This window comes from Devosia sp. MC532, assembly GCF_016461625.1.
Lineage (GTDB): Bacteria > Pseudomonadota > Alphaproteobacteria > Rhizobiales > Devosiaceae > Devosia.
The window spans coordinates 62239-82436 of record NZ_JAEMNZ010000004.1 but is presented as its reverse complement, the minus strand read 5'-3'; the positions used below and the strand labels follow the sequence as shown (position 1 = coordinate 82436).

The 20198-nt window shown below is 59.1% G+C and carries 19 protein-coding genes; 9 read left to right on the top strand and 10 right to left on the bottom strand.

The window, feature by feature from the left end:
• Positions 1 to 22: 22 nt before the first annotated feature.
• A complete protein-coding gene (gene coxB / locus JHC09_RS06600; RefSeq protein ID WP_248308925.1) occupies positions 23 to 880 on the bottom strand; it encodes a cytochrome c oxidase subunit II in 858 nt (285 codons plus the stop codon).
• 426 nt (positions 881 to 1306) lie between these two features.
• Here coxB and JHC09_RS06595 point away from each other — a divergent pair, with 426 nt between their 5' ends.
• Positions 1307 to 1759 (top strand): invasion associated locus B family protein, encoded by a 453-nt coding sequence (locus JHC09_RS06595; RefSeq protein ID WP_182395898.1) that lies wholly within the window; start codon positions 1307 to 1309, stop codon positions 1757 to 1759.
• A 211-nt stretch (positions 1760 to 1970) separates the two neighbouring features.
• Here JHC09_RS06595 and JHC09_RS06590 read toward each other — a convergent pair whose 3' ends face one another.
• Positions 1971 to 2234, bottom strand: coding sequence for a DUF1127 domain-containing protein (locus JHC09_RS06590; protein ID WP_199531295.1), 264 nt, complete (start codon positions 2232 to 2234; stop codon positions 1971 to 1973).
• Between the two features lie 151 nt (positions 2235 to 2385).
• Here JHC09_RS06590 and JHC09_RS06585 point away from each other — a divergent pair, with 151 nt between their 5' ends.
• Genes JHC09_RS06585 through JHC09_RS06570 form a run of 4 tightly spaced genes read left to right on the top strand, consistent with a single transcriptional unit; the run spans position 2386 to position 6351 of the window.
• Positions 2386 to 3273 (top strand): LysR family transcriptional regulator, encoded by an 888-nt coding sequence (locus tag JHC09_RS06585; protein ID WP_199531294.1) that lies wholly within the window; start codon positions 2386 to 2388, stop codon positions 3271 to 3273.
• A 39-nt stretch (positions 3274 to 3312) separates the two neighbouring features.
• Complete coding sequence (xseA, locus tag JHC09_RS06580) at positions 3313 to 4926, top strand: exodeoxyribonuclease VII large subunit (RefSeq protein WP_199531293.1); 1614 nt, start codon at positions 3313 to 3315, stop codon at positions 4924 to 4926.
• Positions 4927 to 4973: 47 nt separating this feature from the next.
• Positions 4974 to 5195 carry a DUF2093 domain-containing protein gene (locus JHC09_RS06575; protein WP_169195858.1) on the top strand — a complete coding sequence of 74 codons (222 nt, stop codon included), beginning with the start codon at positions 4974 to 4976 and terminating at the stop codon, positions 5193 to 5195.
• Positions 5146 to 6351, top strand: a complete 1206-nt coding sequence (locus JHC09_RS06570) for a hypothetical protein (RefSeq protein WP_210338116.1) — start codon at positions 5146 to 5148, stop codon at positions 6349 to 6351. The genes JHC09_RS06575 and JHC09_RS06570 overlap by 50 nt, the downstream gene beginning before the upstream one ends.
• A 3-nt stretch (positions 6352 to 6354) precedes the next feature.
• Here the strand turns inward: JHC09_RS06570 and JHC09_RS06565 are convergent, their stop codons facing one another.
• Positions 6355 to 6594, bottom strand: a complete 240-nt coding sequence (locus tag JHC09_RS06565; RefSeq protein ID WP_169195856.1) for a DUF4170 domain-containing protein — start codon at positions 6592 to 6594, stop codon at positions 6355 to 6357.
• 12 nt (positions 6595 to 6606) lie between these two features.
• A complete protein-coding gene (locus tag JHC09_RS06560; protein ID WP_169195855.1) occupies positions 6607 to 7446 on the bottom strand; it encodes a 3'(2'),5'-bisphosphate nucleotidase CysQ in 840 nt (279 codons plus the stop codon).
• 255 nt (positions 7447 to 7701) lie between these two features.
• Between JHC09_RS06560 and JHC09_RS06555 the strand changes: the two genes are divergently transcribed.
• Entirely contained in the window at positions 7702 to 8214 is a 513-nt protein-coding gene (locus JHC09_RS06555; protein WP_199531291.1) for a DUF6101 family protein, read from the top strand.
• 170 nt (positions 8215 to 8384) lie between these two features.
• Here JHC09_RS06555 and ubiA read toward each other — a convergent pair whose 3' ends face one another.
• The 3 genes from ubiA to mutL all read right to left on the bottom strand — a co-directional run bounded on the left by ubiA (position 8385) and on the right by mutL (position 13075).
• On the bottom strand, positions 8385 to 9311 hold the full coding sequence (ubiA, locus tag JHC09_RS06550; protein WP_199531290.1) for a 4-hydroxybenzoate octaprenyltransferase: 927 nt from the start codon (positions 9309 to 9311) through the stop codon (positions 8385 to 8387).
• A 141-nt stretch (positions 9312 to 9452) separates the two neighbouring features.
• Positions 9453 to 11000 carry a VOC family protein gene (locus JHC09_RS06545; RefSeq protein WP_199531289.1) on the bottom strand — a complete coding sequence of 516 codons (1548 nt, stop codon included), beginning with the start codon at positions 10998 to 11000 and terminating at the stop codon, positions 9453 to 9455.
• Positions 11001 to 11170: 170 nt separating this feature from the next.
• Positions 11171 to 13075: a DNA mismatch repair endonuclease MutL gene (mutL, locus tag JHC09_RS06540; protein WP_199531288.1), complete on the bottom strand. Its 1905-nt coding sequence runs from the start codon at positions 13073 to 13075 to the stop codon at positions 11171 to 11173.
• A gap of 245 nt (positions 13076 to 13320) precedes the next feature.
• On the opposite strand from mutL, the gene JHC09_RS06535 reads away from it, so the two are divergent.
• The 3 genes from JHC09_RS06535 (at position 13321) to JHC09_RS06525 (ending at position 16464) form a co-directional block, all read left to right on the top strand.
• Positions 13321 to 14922 (top strand): alpha/beta-hydrolase family protein, encoded by a 1602-nt coding sequence (locus tag JHC09_RS06535; protein ID WP_248308914.1) that lies wholly within the window; start codon positions 13321 to 13323, stop codon positions 14920 to 14922.
• 20 nt (positions 14923 to 14942) lie between these two features.
• Positions 14943 to 15377, top strand: a complete 435-nt coding sequence (locus tag JHC09_RS06530) for a nucleoside deaminase (RefSeq protein WP_169195930.1) — start codon at positions 14943 to 14945, stop codon at positions 15375 to 15377.
• 118 nt (positions 15378 to 15495) lie between these two features.
• Complete coding sequence (locus tag JHC09_RS06525) at positions 15496 to 16464, top strand: NAD(P)-dependent alcohol dehydrogenase (RefSeq protein ID WP_199531286.1); 969 nt, start codon at positions 15496 to 15498, stop codon at positions 16462 to 16464.
• A gap of 1 nt (position 16465) precedes the next feature.
• Here JHC09_RS06525 and JHC09_RS06520 read toward each other — a convergent pair whose 3' ends face one another.
• From JHC09_RS06520 to JHC09_RS06510, 3 genes are all read right to left on the bottom strand, one after another.
• On the bottom strand, positions 16466 to 17347 hold the full coding sequence (locus tag JHC09_RS06520; RefSeq protein WP_199531285.1) for a patatin-like phospholipase family protein: 882 nt from the start codon (positions 17345 to 17347) through the stop codon (positions 16466 to 16468).
• 142 nt (positions 17348 to 17489) lie between these two features.
• Entirely contained in the window at positions 17490 to 18764 is a 1275-nt protein-coding gene (gene purD, locus JHC09_RS06515; protein ID WP_199531284.1) for a phosphoribosylamine--glycine ligase, read from the bottom strand.
• 64 nt (positions 18765 to 18828) lie between these two features.
• A complete protein-coding gene (locus JHC09_RS06510; protein ID WP_169195846.1) occupies positions 18829 to 20196 on the bottom strand; it encodes a glutamate--cysteine ligase in 1368 nt (455 codons plus the stop codon).
• Positions 20197 to 20198 lie beyond the last annotated feature (2 nt).

Genomic DNA, 20198 nt, shown 5'->3' with positions numbered 1-20198 from the left:
TGTGTTTCCTCTGACCCCTAAATTACAGTGCCGGCAGAAGTGCTACAGAAGCACCGTAGTCACGGCTTTCGGCGAATGCCTTAATGAAGGTGTCGAATTGTTCTGCGGTCACAACGCGCACGCCGATTGGCATGTAAGCATGATCCTTACCGCACAGTTCGCGGCACTGACCATAGAACATACCAGTTTCACGAGCATTGAACCAAGTTTCGTTCAGGCGACCCGGAACAGCATCCATAAGAACGCCGAAGGACGGAACTGCCCAAGCATGGATCACACCCGATGGGCTTGCAGTGACCTGCAGACGAACGGTTGCACCAACTGGCACGATCAGGTTGTTATCAACAGCAAGCAGACGTGGTTGACCTTCCTGAAGGTCGGCATCGCGAACCATGTTCGAGTCAAAGCCAACGCCCTGATCGACATATTCGTAATTCCAGTACCACTGCTCACCCGAAACCTTGACGGTCAGCGACGCAGCTGGAACTTCGACTTCACCCATGGAGAAGACGTTCGCACCAAGATACTTACGCTCGCCATCTGGCGTGGTCATCTGATCAGAGAGAACGCCGAAAGACGGGATCGCAATGATCACGAGAATCAAGACCGGTAGAACGGTCCAAACGATTTCGATGAGCGTGTTGTGCGTGAAGCGCGCAGGAACCGGATTTGACTTTGCGTTGAAACGCAGAGCCACGATTATCAAAAGCGCAAGCACGAAGAGAACGATCAGCGTGATCGTCCACATCAGCACACCGTCGTGGAATGCTGTGATTGAGTCCATGATCGGAGTCACGGAACCCTGGAGATTAAACTGGCCTGGGGCGGGCTGCCCCGTGCCGAGCTCCTGGGCACCCGACACCGCTGGCAGAAGTGCCATTGCGGCCGCGGAAACGGCACCCATCTTTTTAAAGAACTGCCCGGTCACCATATACCCCCTTGTCGACATGTTCTGGCGGCTATCACCGAGAATGAGGGGGTTTGAATAGCGGCATAGCTAACGCCGCCCCGACTCAACCTCGGAGCGAAATACTCTGGAAAGACCGTAAATCATATAGCCGCACGAGAGTCTATTGCGGCCACACTCAACTCTCGTGCGGCAAAAGGTGCCGACAGGACACCCTTTCGCCTCATACTCGCCTTGTTTGACCGTAAAAAAGAGCCGGAATACGGGGCTTTGGTTGACACCGCCGAGGCTTTTTCGGCAACTGTGCACGTTGGGAAATCAATCCCGATTCTCAGGAGAGGTAATAGAGTGTTGATCTGGGCAAAACGGATTGGTCTCCTGAGCGCGGCCCTCGCCGCCATGAGCGTTTCACCAGCGCTGTCGCAAGGCACCATTCGTGCCGAACATGGCGACTGGCAGCTGAGCTGTGACACCCCACCAGGGGCGACCGCTGAACAATGTGCCATCATTCAGAATGTCTTGGCTGAAGATCAGCCCAACGTTGGCCTGTCGGTTATCGTCTTAAAGACCGCTGACGGAGAAGCCCGTTTGCTGCGCGTTCTGGCGCCTCTCGGCGTGCTCCTGCCGAATGGCCTGGGCCTTAACGTTGACGGCACGGACATGGGCCGCGTCGCATTCGTGCGCTGCTTGCCGAACGGCTGCATCGCTGAAGTTGAGCTGGACGACGAATTGATCTCGACGCTGTCAGAAGGCAGCGAAGCAATTTTCGTCGTGTTCAAAACCCCTGAAGAAGGCGTGGGCATTCCGGTGTCCTTGGCCGGCTTTAAGGACGGGTTTGCAGCTCTTCCCTAAGAGACTGATTTAAAACTGTGAATTGAGCGCGTTGCAGACCTCTGCAGCGCGCTTTTTGTATTCCCGGACAAAAAATGCCGGGTCCTCGAAAGGATACCCGGCAAGTTGTCAGGAAACGGGACTGGAGGACCAGTCCTTTCGTAGGCCGGGATGAGGCAATCACCCAGACCAACGTCGTGAGCAGATCCAAGGACCTGCTAATCTCGTTTGGCTACATCTGCGCGCTACGAGCGCGGGCAGCGTTCAACACCATTGCTGGCGTGCGCGCGCCAGTGGCCTGATGCGCATCAGTAATATCTGACCTGCTGATCCCTAGATCACGCAACAGATGTGGTTCGAGCTCAGATAGCGCACGCAGGGCCACGCCGCGACGGCGATTGGCTGCGGCATTTTTGATCCAGCGCACGAGAATGCGGACGGGATTGTATGACGAGCCAGCCGTGACTGACTGCTCGCCGGGGAGCGAGAGAGCCATCTAAAGTCTCCAATTGCGAAAGGGTGCCGCCGGTCGGGAGATGGCGGCCGTCGCTGAAATGCGCCGATGTGATGGAGATAGAAGCTAGACAGTCATTCGTCCAACAAATAGATTTCATTTTTGTGATCAATATTTGTGATGGAAAGCAATCATGGCTTCCCCGCTCGACCTCGATCAGCTGCAAAGCTTTTGTGCCATTGCCGACTGTGGAAGTTTTACCGAGGCGGCGCGCCGGGTGAACAAGACACAATCTGCTGTATCCATGCAGATTAAGCGGCTCGAAGAGCGCCTCGGCCACCCGCTGCTCACGCGCGACGGCCGCACCGTCACAATGACCCATCACGGGGAAATTCTCTATGAGCGGGCGCGCAAAATGCTGCGCACCAATGCTGAAATCCTTGATCAATTCAACGATGCGGACCTTGCAGGTTCGATCCGCTTCGGCGTGCCGGACGATTATGCGGTGCGCCTGCTGCCGGTAATTCTCTCAAGTTTTCAGCGCACCCACCCCAAGATCGCGGTTGATGTGGCCTGCATGGCCTCGGAAGAGCTGATCGCTGGCCTCAAGGCGGGCCGCTATGACCTTATTGTGTTCACCCAAGGCACGCAGCAGAACTTTGGCGAGCTGTTCCGCACCGAGAAAATGTTCTGGGTGGCGAGCCACGGCGGCCGCGCCATGGCCAGCGAACCTATCGCAATCGCCTCCGGGCCATCGTTTTGCCGGTGGCGCAAGGACGCCTTGGCGGCGCTCGATCGATCGAACATCGATTATCGCATCGCCTATACCTCTTCTAACGCCACAGCGATCAGCTCGGCGGTTCTTTCCGATCTGGCCATCGGCTTTCTGCCGGAAAGCGCTTTGCAGCCGGGTATGCGGGTGGTTGGCGAGGCGCAGGGCCTGCCGCACCTTGGCGATGCTCAGATCGCCCTGCTGCGTGCCTCCCACGCCTATGGCGGGATCTATGACGCGCTGGCCAAGCATATTGTGCAATCCATGGGTAATCTTGATCAGCCACAAAGCTTGAACGCCGCCGAGTAGCGGCTTGACGATCCGCACTCTTTTATCGCACCAGAGGACATGTCTCAGGTTCTGACCAATGCATCCGAGTTTACCGTCACCGAGATCGCCCACGCGGTAAAGCGGTCGGTCGAGGACGAGTTCGGTCATGTCCGCGTCCGCGGTGAAATCTCCGGCTTCCGGGGCCAACATTCCTCGGGCCACGCCTATTTCACCCTTAAGGATGAAGGCGCGACGATTGACGCTGTGATCTGGAAAGGAAGCTTTTCCAAGCTCAGCTTCAAGCCACAAGAAGGGCTTGAGATTATCGCGACGGGTCGCCTGACGACCTTCCCGCGTTCGTCTAAGTATCAGATCGTTATCGAGAATATCGAACCGGCTGGTGCTGGGGCGCTGATGGCGCTCTTGGAAGAACGCCGCAAAAAGCTTTTGGCAGAAGGGCTGTTCGCGCGCGAGCGCAAGCGTCCCCTGCCCTATCTGCCGCGCGTTATCGGGGTGATCACATCACCGACCGGCGCGGTTATCCGCGATATTTTGCACCGCCTCGATGACCGCTTCCCCAGCCATGTGCTGGTGTGGCCCGTGCGCGTTCAGGGGGAAACCAGCGCGCCAGAAGTTGTCAATGCGATTGAAGGGTTTAACGCCCTCGTTCCAGGCGGCGCTATCCCAAGGCCAGATCTGCTCATCGTCGCCCGTGGGGGCGGCTCGATTGAAGACCTTTGGGGCTTTAACGAGGAAGCGGTTGTGCGCGCGGTCGCGGGCTCCGACATTCCCGTTATTACCGCTGTCGGCCACGAAACCGATACGACACTTGTCGACTATGCCTCGGACATGCGGGCGCCCACGCCAACGGCTGCGGCGGAAGCCGCTGTGCCGGTTCGGGCTGAACTGATTGCCTATGTTGATGACCACGGCGGGCGGCAGCGGCAGTCCGCGCGGCGCATGTTGCTCTCGCTCAAGGATCGCCTCCGCGCCGCCTCGGCGGGGCTGCCACGCGCCAGTGATTTGATCTCAAACCAGCGACAGTCGCTGGATCTGGCATCGAGCCAACTCTCTGGCGCACTTCGACATTTCGTGCAGTCGCGTCGCATGGCCTTTGGCACAGCGTCGGGGGCATTGCAGCCGCGCATTATTCGCCAACGCCATAGCGAACTGAGCGATCGCCTCAAAAACCTGGGCCGCCACGCAGAAGGCGGATTGATGAAATCGGTTGAGCGCGCACGCCTCACCTATGATCCGCGCGCGCGGCGATTGCCAGAGGCAGCGCGAACCGCATTTGAGCGCAAACACACCGCTCTCGCGCGGGTTTTGCCACGCCTATCACCACAGCCTTTGCGGGCCGACCTAAGACAGGCTCAGAGCCTTCTCGCCCCGTTGGAGAAGCGCCTCGACGTGACCGCTGCGCAACTGACCCAAGGCCGCCGCCAGCAGGTCGAGCAGCTGACCAAGCTGCTGGAAACATTGAGCTATCGGAATGTCTTGGCGCGTGGCTATGCCTTGGTGCAAGATGAGGCCGGGCAGATTGTGACCAGCAAATCTGGGGCTAAACCTGGGGATAGTCTCAAGCTCACTTTCGTTGATGGCGATTTGAACGCTACGGTTTCCGGCGCGCCACCAGCGAAACGCAAACCATCGCGTAATCCTGATGGGGGCGGGCAGGAAAGCCTCTTTTGAGGCTCCGGTGAATTGGCTATAGGACAGCACACGGCTAGGAGGTCGACATGAACATCTTCGAAAAAGGCTTCACGCCGAGCGAAGCGACCCTGCTTTATGGTGATGGCGACTATAAGCTTATTAAATCAGGCACTTTCGTGCGCTGCGCCATAACCGGCAAGACCATTCCGCTCGACGAATTGCACTATTGGAGCGTTGATCGGCAGGAAGCTTATGCCGATGCGGCAGCGGCCACTGAGGCGTTTGAACGTTTCGGCCGAGGCAATTGAGTTGAGCGAGGCAGCGACGCGTCAGCGCTTCCTCATCATCTCAAACGGGCATGGCGAAGACGCTATTGCCGCGCAGGTGATTTCCCAGTTTCCCTCCTCGATTGAGGCGGATGCTTATCCGATGATTGGCAGCGGCAAGGCCTATGATGGCATCTGCCGCGTCGTTGGCCCACGCGCCTCTCTGGCCTCTGAAGGGTGGCGCAACGTGAAGGGCTCGCTGCGCCGCGATATCGTCAACGGCGGTCTGCTCACTGTCCCACCAGCATTGAAATTCCTGCGAAAAATGCGCGGGAACTATGATCGCGTCATCGTGGTCGGAGACATGGTGGGCGTGCTGGCTGGCCTCGTGACCGGCTATCGCGACCTCGTCTATATCGACGTTTATAAAACGGGCGCGGCGCGGCTCTATTCGGGCCTTGAACGCAAAGCCATAGCCAAGGCCTGTAGCCTCGTGTTCTGCCGCGCCGAAAACCTTGCGGCGATGTTGCGCGAGGATGGCGTTAATGCCTCCGCTCCCGGCAATCTGATGATGGATACCATTCCGCACGGATCCTATGACGCGGCGTCGCGTCGACGCAGCGCTTTGGCGGTGACCCTGCTGCCCGGCAGCCGCGCCCTCACCGCTGAAAGTTTTGCGCTGCAAATCAACGGCTTGCGGCAGGTTGTGCCGGAGCTGATGCCGGATATTTTCCTCGCTGTTGCCGGTAGTGTGCAGATTGACGAACTGGCAAAAGCGGCCGGTCTGCAACGCTCGCATCACTTGAGCTCGGAGCCCGATGATCTCGGGCAACTGACCGATGGTGACATCACGGTGCATATGGCGCGTGGCCGCGCGATGGGCAATCTCTTGGACACGTCGGACTTTGTTCTGAGCCAGGCGGGGACTGCCACGATCCAATCGCTGGGCCTAGGCAAGCCTGCGATTACCTTTATCAATCAAAGGGATCGTCGCTCACGCTTTGAAGACGAGCAGAAGCTTTTCGGCGATGCCCGTCTTGTGGTGGACGCCGATGTAGATCAACTCGGCTCGGCCATTATCCGGCTGATCGGCAACCCAGAGTTGCGGATGCGTCTCGGTGCCATTGGCCAAAACAATATTGGCGGCCAAGGAGCCCTGACCGCCATATTAAATTCACTTGGAATTTCAAAGACTTAGCTCTTACTGACCAGTTTGCTCTGGGTTGAGCAGGCGGTGCAGGTGAACGATGAAATAGCGCGTCTGAGCGCTATCAACGGTCATCTGTGCCTTCTGCTTCCAAACCGCATAGGCAGCGGCGTAATTGGGATATACGCCAACAATATCCACCTTATCGAGATCGGTGAAGGTCACGCCCTCGAGGCTCGATAGTTCGCCACCAATAACGAGGTGGAGGAGTTGCTGATCCGGTGTAGCAGCCATTCTATTCTCGATTCAGGTTGGTTGTTGGTCAGTTTCGCAACCCTGCGGTTCTGGACAACCATAAACCTTGATCAGGGCAGCGTGGATAACTGGTTTTAGGCTGATGTCCGAGAGGGCCGCAAGAGCCCCGTGACGCACATCTCGTTTGTTAAATTGGGGGTAGCCAAGGCAGACATCGGCAAAATCCATCCCCGCTTCGCTCAAGATCAGCGCCGCGGCGGCAATATCCCAATCTTGCGATCCGCGGCGCGACACAGCGGCGTCGAGGCGTCCGGTGGCAACCTGCACAAGGCGGTAGGCCAAGGATGGATAGGCGGGGCCGCGCGTGTAATCGAGGCCAGTGGCTTGAATTTCTTGATGAACTGCACCCGGCGCAGGGATCATCGGCAAAGCGCCAGCACGGCGGCTGCGCTGCAATGGGCGGGCGTTCATTCGCGCGCCACCGCCCTTAACAGCGTCATACATTTCGTCGAGCGCCGGGGCATAGACGACGCCGGCGACAGGAACGCCGTGTTCCACCACCGCAATGGAAATGGTCCAATATTCCTCGCCGCGCAGGAAAGCGCGTGTGCCATCAATGGGATCAACCACAAAGCAGCGGGCGCTATCGAGACGGCTAGGATTGTCGACGGTTTCCTCAGAGAGCCAGCCGTAGTCGGGGCGCGCCTGCAACAGGTTCGCGGCCAAGAAGCGGTCGACCATTATGTCGGCTTCGCTGACTGGGGAGGAGTTCTCCTTAGTCCAAGTCTTTATATCACGACGGAAAAAGCTGGACGCAATGAGGCCCGCTGCGACCGCAGTGGAGCGGAGCAGCTCCAGATCATCACTGTAACTTCTGGAATAAGCCGGCATGGTTGCGGGGGTTTTAGGCCCGTTCCCGCCTGAGGACAAGTGCGCTCAAGGCAAGGGGGGGAAACAGTAGAGTAAACGCTCTGCCAATGGGCGCAGTTAACGGGTCATGACTCGGTGTTACGTCCTGCTAACCCTTCGGAAAAGCAAGATAAACTTAACCCAACCGATTAAGGGCCTAGGTAATCATCGGCGCTAAGTTGGGGGCATAACGGAGCACAAAAAAACAAGCTCTCGAAGTTACAGGAAGGCAGAAAAATGGTTTTTGGCGTTGCGATGGAAGGCTCCTCAGTTCAGCTCACCTTCACCCGTTCGGCACTCGCTGGGCAGCGTTTTGAAGGCGCAAACGACAACGGCCACCGCGAACCGGTGAAAACCGTTACCGTCCGCAAGCAGCTTGAGCAGAGCGGCGTCGCCATTAAGGTGAAAGTCCCCGTGACTGAGTTTGTTGGTGTTGCTGTTGCCACCAAAATCTCGGACGAAGGCAGGCTCACCAGCGTGATCGAGCTGGTTCACGCAGACCATGAACTGAACTACAAAGTCTTTGAAGAAGAAGGCAATTTGAACGTCGTTGCCGAGTGGCAGAACTGGGGCAAGAAGCTCCGCCTGCCGCTGTTCATCAAGGCTGGCGATGGCTCTTACTTGCCATACACGCAGCAGGTTGATGGCGTCATGGTCGGCCAGACTGCGCCGCGTCGTCGCCTTGCCGCTGACGCCGCCCGCCGCCCGCGTTTCCTCAACCGCCGTCAGACCGGCCAGCTTGAGGCTTAAGAAGACCTCCATACCCATGCAGACCTATAGAAAAGGGTCAGTCGGTGGTGCGACTGACCCTTTTGTGCATTTTGGTGGGGCCTTTTATGGGCCTCAATGGGCCTATGTGTGGCACCTTGCCGGCACATAATGGCTTGGGGAATGGCCGCGCTTAGGCCGATAGGGGCGCGTTACCACACCCACTCGGCGAGCAGCGCCAGTGAAATAACAATGCCGACATAGTGGTTATTCTGAAACCGAACGAGCGGGTTATCGGCCTTGGACGCGTCGAGCGTATAAAGCTGCCACGCCATTAGCCCCGCGCCGATGAGCGCGATGACGGCGAAGATCACCCCTGCCCCGGCCGTAACCGCAGCGGCGATCCAGAAAACAAAGGCGCCAACGTAGAGCGTGGCGACCGCAGGGCCGACATTAGCACCGAATAGGCGGGCCGTGGATTTAACGCCAACCAGCGCATCGTCCTCAACATCTTGCAGGGCGTAGATGGTGTCATAGCCGATGACCCAGAGAATCGTGCCCGCATACATCAGGATCGGTGCCCAAGTGAGCCCGCCGATCTGGCTCGAAAAGCCCACGAGTGCGCCATAGGAGAAGGCGAGGCCCAAAAAGGCCTGCGGCCACCAGGTGACGCGCTTCATAAAGGGATAGATGGCGACCAGAACCAGTGAGAAAACGCAGGCCCAAACGGTGAAGCGATTGAACTGGAAAAGGATAACAGCAGAAATCAAAGTCTGCGCCACGAGGAAAATCAGCGCTTGTTTGGCGGTGACCTGTCCCGAGGGAATCGGGCGCGAACGGGTGCGGGCAACCTTATCGTCGATGTCGCGATCGACGATGTCGTTAAAGGTGCAGCCCGCGCCGCGCATCAGGGCAGCACCAATCAGCATGAGAATGGCGGCGAACCAATCGAAGCCGCGCTCGGGCTGATAGACAGCGGCGAGGCCCAGCCCCCAAACGCAGGGCCAGAACAAAAGCCAAATACCGATGGGGCGATCCCAACGCGCCAAGCGACCATAGGGTTTTACGGGTTCGGGCGCGTATTGATCGAGCCAATTGTTTTTCTTGGCGTCGGCAACAGTGCCAGGTGAAACAGCCATGATGACCCCTGCGAATATGGTTAGCGGAGTATTAAGGGGCTGGGCCGGTTGAGGGAAGAGGGTGTTTAGGACGGGGTGTGGATTGGGGAGAGTTCTGCCGCAACCCTCTGGGTTGACCCGAGGGTTGCGGGGTTAAGCCTGTTAAGCGGCGGTGTTGGAGAGCCAAGTGCTAATGGCTGGCGCGTCTTCGGGGCCCAGGTCATGACCGCTGTTGACGGTCTTTACGGTCACTTGCGCGCCGCGGTCCATCATAACGCTTGCCAGTTTTTCGCCCTGTGCGCGGAAAGCGTCGGTCTCACCCAAGACAATCAACACAGAACCACCAGCCAAATCACCGTCTGGCAACTCTGAGAGCACCATGACCGGGCGGATGAGAACCGCGCGCTGCACAAGGCCGGGGTGGAGCAGCATGGCCGAGCTTAAAAGATTGGCGCCATTGGAATAGCCCAAAGCCACAAAGTGCTTATCATCAAAGGCATAGGCCTTTTTGGCTTCTTCAAAAAAGGCTTCGAGAGCGCCGGATTCAAAGCGCACGTCCTGCTGATCGAAGATCGAGGGACCAAAGCTGCGGAACCAACGTTGCACGCCGCTTTCCGTGCTGCGACCGCGAATGCCAAGCAGCGTCGCTTCGGGGGCGGCGCGATGGGCCAAAGGCATCAGGTCAGCTTCATTACCACCCGTGCCATGCATTAGGGCGATGGCCATGCCATCGGCATTTTCAGGGGTAAAAATACGGTGGGTGTAGATGAGGTCCCGATAGACCACGCGGTCTTCGCCCGGCAGACCAAACTGGGGCAGCATGACCTTCACCCCTTCCGGATCACTGGTGTCAGGCGGCACAAACAGCGTTCGGCCAAGCTTTTCAAGGCTCTCGTCGGTGGTAAAGCCGGGACCGTCGCTGGCCATTTCGATCAGTGTTCCGCCCGGCTCGCGCACATAGAGCGAGGTGAAATAATTGCGGTCATGGACATTGGTGATGCTGGAATTGAGCTTGCGCAGCTCCTTTTCCACCGCGAGCACTTCGTCGGCATCGACAGCGCGGACCGCGACGTGATCAGCGGTTCCAGCACCCGCGACGCCGGGCCAGAAACCAGAGGCGTCACGAATGTCGAGCACATCGCCAATGTCGGAGGTCATGCGCACGATGGGGCCTTCGCGCCCGGCAGTCTTGAAGCCGAAATACTGGCTCATGAAGGCAGTGGTTTCTTCCTGAACGTCGGAGAGCATGGTGACGCCACGAATGCGGCGCACCGCGTGTTCGCCCGGAATGTCGCCAACAGGCATGTCGAGAGCGGGCAGATCGGCGCTGACCAGTTTCACCATTACCCCATCCGGATCGCGCATGCGCAGAACCGTTTCGCCGAATTCCTGGCCAGTGCCTTCAACTTTGACGCCAAACAAGAGCGCGCGCTCGATCCAGAAGCCGATTGAGCCTTGCGACACGGCAAGTGCCATTTCGCTCACCTGCCCCGCGCCAGCCTGGCCCTTGGAGCCGCCTTCCCAAGCCAGGAAGGTGATCAACGAGCCGGGATTGGCGGCATAATCGCCGTAAAAGAGATGGAGCTGGGTGGCATCTTCATATCCGCCCGTACGCTTCACCAGCCTGAGCCCGAGGAAACCGACATAAAAATCCACATTGGGCTGTATGGCGGCGGTGATCAGGGTGACGTGGTGAATGCCTGAAGTCATGCGCGGCTCCTAAATGTCCTACAGCGATAACGATAAAGGCTGAATGATAGATGCATCAATTCAGCGGCGGGCGGGGAGCACCTAATATTGGGGCAGGAAGTATAAAGCCCTCGGGTCGAGCCCGAGGGTGACGGCTGGTGGGTTGGAACGGTTCAGCGGCCGTACGCTTCTTATCGGCTGCGGCCGAAGAGGCGTTCGATGTCGTTTTTCTTGAGTTCGACATAGGTCGGACGACCGTGGATGCACTGGCCAGAGTGTGGGGTCGCTTCCATGTCGCGCAGAAGAGCGTTCATTTCATCGACGCGCAAGCGACGCCCGGAGCGTACCGAGCCGTGGCAGGCCATGCGGGCGATGATCTCTTCCATGCGGTCGGTGAGAGCGGCTGTGCTCTCCCATTCAGCGAGGCCATCGGCCAGATCTTGCACCAGCCCATGCACGTCCGAATTGCCCAAAATGGCGGGCGTTTCGCGCACGGCAATGGCCCTTGGGCCGAAGCGGTCGAGGTAAAGGCCGAATTTCTCGAGCTGTTCGGAGACCTCCTCAAGGCGCTGGCAGTCTTCCTCGGGCAGTTCGACGATGACCGGGATAAGTTGGGCTTGGCTCGCCACAGGGCCAGACGCCATTTGCGCTTTGAAGCGCTCATAAACGAGGCGTTCGTGCGCCGCGTGCTGATCGACCAGCAAGAGGCCGGTGTCGTTCTGAGCGATGATGTAATTGTCAAACATCTGCGCCCGCGCGGTGCCGAGCGGAAATTCCTGCGCAGGTGGGGCTTCGGCGACAACGGTTTCAACCCGCGCGCTGGGGGCGGTGAAGCCGGAGAGAGCGCCGGGCTTGCCATCATAATTGAGCGGGGCGCGACCATCGTCCTTGCGGAAGAAGGAGCCGCCGGTGGCCGCATAAGTATAGGCTGGGGAGCGGCCTGCGCCGAAGCCGGGGCTGGCATAATTGGTGGGGCGCGCGCCAAAATCCAAGGCGGGCATGGCGGGCGCAGCAAGACCGTCGCCCAGCGCATTGGGTGCGGAGAGTTCGGGAGCGGTGAACGCGCCCAAAATATCGTCGGCAACGCTGGAGGAGGCTTTAAAGCCCGCTGCGGCAAGCGCCGCGCCAATGCCATTGATGACGGCGCTGCGTACTGCGCCTTGATCGCGGAAGCGCAGCTCGGCTTTGGCGGGGTGGACGTTGACATCCACCTCACCGGGATCAATGGCGATGTAGAGGGCGATAACCGGGAAGCGATCGCGGAAGACATAGTCGGCGAAAGCGGCGCGCACGGCTCCCACCAGGACCTTGTCCTTCACCGAACGACCGTTGACGAAGTAGAATTGGGAGAGCGAATTGGCGCGCGTATAGGTCGGCAGACCGGCCATGCCAGCAACGACCACACCATGGCGAGCCGAAGCCAGTTGCACAGCGTTTTCAACGAAATCGGCGCCCATCACCTGACTGAGACGCCCCGCGAGTGCACCTTCGCCGGAAAGGGCTGGCCAGTTCAGCGTCTGACGATCTGCGCCTTCAAGGATGAAATGGATTTCGGGATTGGCCATGGCCAGCCGCTTCATCACATCGGTGATGGCAGCGGTTTCTGACCGGGCAGTTTTGAGGAATTTGCGACGGGCTGGGACATTGGCGAAAATGTCCTTCACCTCGATCACCGTGCCACGGTTCATCGCCTTGGGCACAGGGCCGCTGCGTCGACCGTTATCGACGACGATTTCAAGCCCACTTTCGGCATCAGCCGGGCGCGAGGCCACAGAGAGGCGCGCGATGGAGCCGATGGAGGCCAGCGCTTCACCGCGAAAGCCCATGGTGCAGATATCGTCGAGATCGTCACTCGCCAGCTTTGAGGTGGCATGCCGCTCGACCGACAGCATCAGATCGGCCTTGTCCATGCCATGACCATCATCGGTGATGCGGATGAGGTCCATGCCGCCATTGGCGGTAGTGACAGTGATGCGGCGCGAACCAGCGTCGATGGAGTTTTCAACCAACTCCTTCACAACGCTTGCAGGGCGTTCGACCACCTCACCGGCGGCGATACGATTGATGAGGTCTTCGGGTAGCTGGCGAATGGACAAGAGCGATTCTCCTTGGCCCAATTATAGGGGAGCCAGACCCGGCTGCCGACCCCTGCTGGGCCCCCTCACCTATCGATGTTCACGACGTCTGCCACTTCAGCATTGACCCCAGCATCGTCTCGGGTTCTGCTAGCCCTATGAGCAATGGGCTGCGTCGGGCGTTCACGGACTGGGGGCGCCGGTTAAATAGTTTTTGGGATGCGCTGGCAGTCCACCTGTCTCCGCCCGGCATGTTGGTCGGCGCGATGTTTTTTGCCGCCTCACTGACACCATCACTGCTGCCGCGATCCGAAGTTGCGCAAGGCGTGCTGTCGGGGGCGTGTTTTGCCGTTGGCTATGGCTTTGGCAATCTCATTCATTGGTTCTGGGGCTTTCTGGGGCTGCGAGTGCCGCCCGGCCGGATCACCCGTGTTTTGGGTATTACCGCTGCGCTGGGGTGCATCGCGCTGGTGCTGATCGCACTCTATTGGACGACCGGCTGGCAGAACTCGGTCCGCGCCGTCATGGGCCTGCCGGAGGTGGACGAATATCAGCCCCTCATCATCGCCCTCGTCGCAGCGCCCGTATCCATCGCCTTTCTGGTGGTTGGAAAAGCATTGGTCACACTCATTCGTCTGGTCTGGTCCTGGCTGATGCCGCACATGCCACGGCGGGTGGCCTTGGTCATGTCGATTACGCTCGTCGGTCTGGTCGTGACCTTGCTGTTCAACAATCTGGTTTGGCGCGCTGCCTTGCGCGGTGCCGAGCGATTTTATGAGCAGCTCGACGCGGTGATTTCGACCGATGCTGCGCCCCCCGCAGAGTGGCATCAGACGGGGTCCCCGCAGTCGCTGATTGAATGGGAAACCATTGGTCGCGACAGTCGTCGCTATCTCTTGGATCACAAGAGCGCCAAGGACATCACGCAAGTGACCGGCCGGCCAGCGATTGAACCACTGCGCACCTATGTCGGTCTGCGGTCAGCGCCCAATGTTGAGGCGCGGGTGCAATTGGCACTCGACGAGCTCAAGCGCATTGGGGCCTTTGACCGCGCCGCTTTGGTCCTTGCTATGCCGGTGGGAACGGGCTGGGTTGACCCTGCCGCGATTGATACGTTGGAGTATCTTTTCCACGGCGACGTCGCGACGGTTGCTGTGCAATATTCCTACCTCGCCAGCGTGCTCTCGCTGCTGATTGAGCCCGAATATGGCGCGGAAACGGCCAGTGCATTGTTTAGTGCCGTCTATCAATATTGGACGACGCTGCCGAAAGACTCTCGGCCCAAGCTCTATCTGCACGGGCTGAGCCTTGGCGCAATCGCCTCGCAAAACGCCACGACTGTTTATGATGTTTTGGGCGACCCGTTTGATGGTGCGCTGTGGGCGGGACCACCGTTTTCGAGCCCGATCTGGAAGCATGCCACCGACTTCCGCCTCGCGGGGACACCGCAGTGGCTGCCAAAGTTTGGCAATAGCTCGGCCGTGCGCTTCATGAACCAATCGCGCCCCGAAGACTGGGACGATACGCCATGGGGGCCGATGCGGATTGTGTTCCTGCAATACGCCTCCGATCCGATTGTGTTCTTCAATTTTGACACCGATTGGACGCGGCCTGATTGGCTGAGCCAACCCACCGGACCCGATGTTTCCCCTGCGTTGAACTGGTATCCGATCGTCACCTTCCTACAGCTGGCGGTGGATGCGGCTCTGGCGCAAACTGCGCCCGTGGGGTACGGACACGTTTATTCGCCGCATGACTACATTGACGCCTGGGTGGCGGTCACCGATCCGCCGGGATGGGACGCCCAGTCCATCAATGCGCTCAAAGCGGCGATCAATATTGACGATTATCACCCGAGCAATCAGTGACTGAGACGACCTTAAAACCTATGGAGCTTGCTCTGTCGCTGGCCGAAGAGGCTGCAGCACTGGGGGAAGCGCCTGTCGGTGCGGTGGTTGTCGAGGGGACGCGCATTCTGGCTGCAGAACGCAATCGCATGCAGGCGCTGAAGGACCCAACAGCCCATGCCGAGTTTCTGGCCATTCGCACGGCCCTGGCTGTTCGCGGCACGGGGCGGCTCGATGGATGCGATCTCTATGTGACGCTGGAACCCTGCGCCATGTGCGCCGGGGCAATCGCCCACGCCCGGGTGCGGCGCGTCTATTATGCGGCAGAGGACGTAAAGGCCGGTGCTGTCGAAAACGGCGTACGCCTCTTTGATCAGCCGACCTGCCACCATCGGCCGGAAGTTATTTCGGGCCTATCGGCGGAGCGCGCAGAAAATATGTTGATAAGCTTCTTTCGAAAACTACGTACTTCGTAATTGAATCATCGCGTTAGGCTGCGAGCACTGCTTTTTGGCAGTAAATTCTGATTTCAAGCCGGAAAATATAGAATTAGACTAGCGACACAATCCCAAGACATTTTGAGGGTGGTGCGGTGTGAAGGCATATGTCGCGCGTCGATACGGCGGGCCGAATGTTCTGAGCCTTGAGGACGTTGCCAAACCAGAACCGGCCTCGCACGAGGTTTTGGTGCGCATCGTCGCCAGCTCCGTCAACTCGGGAGATGTTCGGGTACGCGGCTTTGATATCCCCAAAGGGATGCGCACGATGGCCCGGCTCGCCTTAGGCTGGTCCGGCCCCCGTCAGCCGATCATGGGCACTGAATTTTCAGGCGTTGTTGAGGCCGTGGGGGCAGAGGTCAGCCGCTTTCAGGTGGGGGACCGTGTGTTCGGTTTCCCCGGTGGCAAGATGGGCGCTCATGCCGAGTTCATCGCTATGCCCGCCAATGGCCGTATCGCCAAGCTCCCCGCTGGTCTGAGTTTTGAACAAGGCGCGGCCCTGTGCTTTGGCGGCTCAACAGCGCTGCACTTTTTGCGTCAGGCCAAGCTCCGCCCCGGCGAAAGCATTCTGATTATTGGGGCAACGGGCACTGTTGGCCACGCCTTGGCGCAATTGGCCCAGCATCGTGGCGCGCGTGTGAGCGCTGTGACCAGTACGGGCAATGTCGAGCTGCTCAGTGAGCGGAAATTCGACCGGGTGATCGACTATAAAACGACCCCGCTCGCCAGTCTTAATCTGGGGTTTGATATTATCGCGGACTGCGCTGATGCCTTGGATTTCAAGTCCGCGCAGCGTTTGCTCAAGCCTAAGGGGCGCTATTTGTCCGTCGCGGGTACGCTCAAGGAAATGCTCGCCGCGCTTGTCCCCGGCCCTCACGGCACCAAGATGATCGCAGGGCCTGCGGCGGAGCGCGTGGAAGACATTTCCCTTCTCGCCGAGCTTGCAGAAAAGGGACATTTTGCGCCCCTCATCGACACCATAATCCCGTTCCCGCAATTGCCCGATGCGCATGCGCGGGCGCAATCCAAGCAGAAGCGCGGAACAGTTGTGGTGCTGCACCAATAGGTTATGAGCGCGGAGCGGGTTGTGCCGCCTCCAAGCGACCCTGAATATAGTCTTCGATGCGCTGGGCCAGCAGCCGCTTGAAGCGGTCCTTTTCGCCTTCGACGCTGGCCAGAATATCCTTCACCCGCCAATATTCCATCGCGCCAAAGCTGGCGACCTTGGGACGGATATACATGTCTGGCGGATAGGCGGCGATCATATGAGCAGTGAGCGAATGCATCATGATCGAGGCTGAGCCAAACCACATATCAATCGCGCCAAAATCGGTGCGATTGAGCCCTTCGGATGGATCACCGACGACATCAATGCCGATGGTGAAGTCGCTATCCAGATCGACTTGGTCGAGCGGCAGAGGATTGACCACGCCGCCATCCACCAACATATGTCCGGCATGCAGCACCGGCTTGAAGAGGCTTGGGATGGCAATCGATCCGGCAATTGCGGGTTGTAAGAGGCCCTGGGCAAACACCACTTGGTGCCAGCTGCGAAAATCCGTGGCGACGACGCGCAGGGGGATTTTCAGCTCATGAAAGCTTGTCGGAAAATGCTCGGGCAAGAAAGCTTCGACGACGTGCATGCCGTCGAGCTGGGTGGGAATGCCTTGTTTGAAGAGGCTCCCCAATCCGCGCACCTGGGTTGACCACAGGCGCCCAGCGATGATCCGCATGGTTCCCAAGACCTTGATGGAATGATCGCGCAGCTCTTGCCCGGTCATTCCCGAAGCCCAGCCAGCGCCGATGAGCGCGCCAATGGAGGTGCCCGCGATGACACTGGGTTTGAGCCCAAGCTCATCCATCGCCTCGATATAAGGAATATGCGTTAGCCCACGGGCCGAACCACCGCCGAGCGCAATGCCAATGCGTGGGCCACCAGAAAACACCATTTGGCTCCGCTCCTTCTCTCCGGCGCGCAGAGCTTGGGCGTAAGCCAATCCTCGAAGGTGACGAGGTGTGAGGTCAGAACCCGTCTGCGCTCGGTTCGTGTCCGAACGCGCCGAGCTTACTGAGGGCGGGTTGAGAAAGGGTTCAGTTGCCCTCGCGGGCAATCTCACGCCAGCCAATGTCGCGGCGGGCGAAGCCTTCTGGCCAAGAAATGGCATCCACACCGGCATATGCACGCTTCTGCGCCTCGCTCACCGTACCACCGAGAGCGGTGACATTGAGCACACGCCCCCCATTGGCCAATAAACGGGTGCCATCGCGCTTTGTTCCGGCGTGGAAGACCATCAAATTGTCAGTGTTGAGCCCTTCTGCGCCAAAGATCTCGCTGCCCTTGTCATAGTCGCCGGGATAGCCCTTGGTCGCCATGATCACAGTCAGCGCATATTGGTCGTGCCACTCGACATCCTTGCCGGCCAGCGTGCCGGTGGCGACAGCGTAGAGCAGCGGAACAATGTCGCTCTTCATCCGCATCATCAGCACTTGCGTTTCTGGATCGCCAAAGCGCGCGTTGTATTCGACAAGCTTGGGACCATCGGCTGTGAGCATCAGCCCGGCATAGAGCACACCAGCATAGGGCGTGCCGCGCTGAGCCATGCCGCGCACGGTCGGCTCGATGATGGTTTTCATGACCTCGTCGTAGACTTCGCGGGTCATGACGGGCGCTGGCGAATAAGCGCCCATGCCACCCGTGTTCGGGCCAACATCGCCATCAAAGGCGCGCTTGTGATCCTGCGCCGTGGTCAGCGGCAAGATCGCGTCCCCGTCGCAGAGAACAAAGAGGCTGACCTCTTCGCCTTCCATAAAGTCTTCGATGACGACGCTTGCGCCCGATGCGCCAAAGGCGCCGGAGAAGCAATCAATGACGGCTTCCTCAGCATCTTCCACATTCATGGCGACAGTGACGCCCTTGCCAGCGGCCAGGCCATCAGCCTTGATCACAATGGGCGCGCCAGCGGTGTAGAGATAGGCCAGCGCGCTGGCTTCATCTTCAAAGCGGGCATAGCCAGCGGTGGGAATATCGAACTCGTCGCAAAGGCCTTTGGTAAAACCCTTAGAGCCTTCGAGCTGGCCCGCTTCTTTCGAGGGGCAGAAGCAGGCGATCCCCGCGGCGCGCACATCGTCGCCGAGACCGGCGACCACTTGTGCGTCGGGGCCGACGACGACGAAATCAATGTTTTGGTCTTTGGCCGCAGCGATCACTGCGGCATGGTCGGTGACGTCGATGGAAAGATTGGTCGCGACGCCATCTGTGCCGCCATTGCCCGGCGCAACAAAGACCGCCTCGACCTGTGGCGACTGCGCGATCTTCCAAGCGAGCGCATGTTCACGACCACCGGAACCAATGACCAAAACGCGCATGCTCGCCTCCATCGCTAATGTATGGAGGCGTATGGACGAGACGGAGCTTTAGGGCAAGAGCTTCCTAAAGCTCAGCGGCTTTGAAGATGGGGGTGATGTCGCCGTTCCATTCGTTGTGGAAGCGATCGAGCCACACTTCGGCCGGGCTCTTGCCGCTGCGTACGGTTTCTTCGAGCGGGGCAATGTGGATGCTTTCGTCTTCGCCCTTGGCGTTGAGACGATTGCGGCGCGCTAGCCCTGCCGAAGCGATGCCCACAGCCTGCGCTGCGATATCGAACAGGGTTGAGCGATCAAACGGCGTGTTCAGCCCCAGACGCGGGACTTCGGAGCGCAGATATTCGCGCTCTTCATGCGTCCAGTTTTTGACCAGCTCCCACGCGGCTTCGAGCGAGGTTTCGTCATACAGCAGGCCCGTCCAGAAGGCGGAGAGCGCCACCACATGGCGTTCGTCGCCCATGTCAGCGCCGCGCATTTCGAGGAACTGCTTCATCCGCACTTCGGGGAAAATGGTGGAGAGGTGATCTTCCCAATCGCCAATGGTTGGCTTTTCGCCCGGCAGCTGCGGCAGCGCGCCATCGAGAAAAGCGCGGAAGCTTTCGCCCGCAACATTGATGTATTTGCCGTCGCGAATGACGAAGTACATCGGGACGTCGAGCGCATAGTCGGCATATTGCTCGAACCCAAAGCCTTCTTCAAAGGCGAAGGGGAGCATGCCGGTACGGTCATTATCGGTGTTGAGCCAGATGTGGCTGCGGAAGCTGAGGAAGCCACTATCCTTGCCATCGACGAAGGGCGAATTGGCAAAGAGCGCGGTTGCAATCGGCTGCAGCGCAACCGAGACGCGCAGCTTTTTGACCATGTCGGCTTCACTGGAGAAATCGAGATTAGTCTGCACGGTGGCCGAGCGGTACATCATCGATGTCCCAAGCGTGCCCGTGCGGCCCATATAGTCGGTCATGATGCCATAGCGCGACTTTGGCATGGCCTTGATCTGCTCGACGGACCACAGTGGGGTTACGCCGAGGCCGAGGAAGTGAATGCCCAGCTCACCGGCCACCTTTTTGGAAATGGCCATGTGTTGCGCCAGTTCATCGGCGGTCTGGTGAATGGTTTCGAGTGGCGCACCCGACAGCTCAAACTGACCACCCGGCTCAAGCGACACGCCGCCAGCGCCAGCGGTATTGCTCAGGCCAATGGCGTTTTCGCCATCATAGAAGGGCGTCCAGCCGGTTTCCTTGGCCACGCCCTCAAGCAGAGCCTTGATCCCGCGGTCACCGGCGTAAGGGACCGAATCCAGCGGATTGGTGTAGAAGACGTGCTTTTCGTGCTCGGTGCCAATGCGCCACTGATCTGCGGGTTTGCACCCGCGCGACATTGCCTCGATGAGGTCGTTACGCGATTCAATCAGCGGAGTGGTTTTGGCGCCGGCCATAT

Coding starts and splice junctions, on each gene's coding strand:
- JHC09_RS06585 (WP_199531294.1), top strand. CDS start 2,386: ATGGCTTCCCCGCTCGACCTCGATCAGCTGCAAAGCTTTTGTGCCATT.
- JHC09_RS06510 (WP_169195846.1), bottom strand. CDS start 20,196: ATGGCCGGCGCCAAAACCACTCCGCTGATTGAATCGCGTAACGACCTC.
- JHC09_RS06520 (WP_199531285.1), bottom strand. CDS start 17,347: ATGGTGTTTTCTGGTGGCCCACGCATTGGCATTGCGCTCGGCGGTGGT.
- JHC09_RS06595 (WP_182395898.1), top strand. CDS start 1,307: ATGAGCGTTTCACCAGCGCTGTCGCAAGGCACCATTCGTGCCGAACAT.
- JHC09_RS06570 (WP_210338116.1), top strand. CDS start 5,146: ATGCGGCAGCGGCCACTGAGGCGTTTGAACGTTTCGGCCGAGGCAATT.
- JHC09_RS06545 (WP_199531289.1), bottom strand. CDS start 11,000: ATGACTTCAGGCATTCACCACGTCACCCTGATCACCGCCGCCATACAG.
- JHC09_RS06530 (WP_169195930.1), top strand. CDS start 14,943: ATGGAGCTTGCTCTGTCGCTGGCCGAAGAGGCTGCAGCACTGGGGGAA.
- JHC09_RS06575 (WP_169195858.1), top strand. CDS start 4,974: ATGAACATCTTCGAAAAAGGCTTCACGCCGAGCGAAGCGACCCTGCTT.
- purD (WP_199531284.1), bottom strand. CDS start 18,764: ATGCGCGTTTTGGTCATTGGTTCCGGTGGTCGTGAACATGCGCTCGCT.
- xseA (WP_199531293.1), top strand. CDS start 3,313: ATGTCTCAGGTTCTGACCAATGCATCCGAGTTTACCGTCACCGAGATC.
- JHC09_RS06535 (WP_248308914.1), top strand. CDS start 13,321: ATGTTTTTTGCCGCCTCACTGACACCATCACTGCTGCCGCGATCCGAA.
- JHC09_RS06560 (WP_169195855.1), bottom strand. CDS start 7,446: ATGCCGGCTTATTCCAGAAGTTACAGTGATGATCTGGAGCTGCTCCGC.
- JHC09_RS06565 (WP_169195856.1), bottom strand. CDS start 6,594: ATGGCTGCTACACCGGATCAGCAACTCCTCCACCTCGTTATTGGTGGC.
- JHC09_RS06555 (WP_199531291.1), top strand. CDS start 7,702: ATGGTTTTTGGCGTTGCGATGGAAGGCTCCTCAGTTCAGCTCACCTTC.
- coxB (WP_248308925.1), bottom strand. CDS start 880: ATGGCACTTCTGCCAGCGGTGTCGGGTGCCCAGGAGCTCGGCACGGGG.
- JHC09_RS06590 (WP_199531295.1), bottom strand. CDS start 2,234: ATGGCTCTCTCGCTCCCCGGCGAGCAGTCAGTCACGGCTGGCTCGTCA.
- ubiA (WP_199531290.1), bottom strand. CDS start 9,311: ATGGCTGTTTCACCTGGCACTGTTGCCGACGCCAAGAAAAACAATTGG.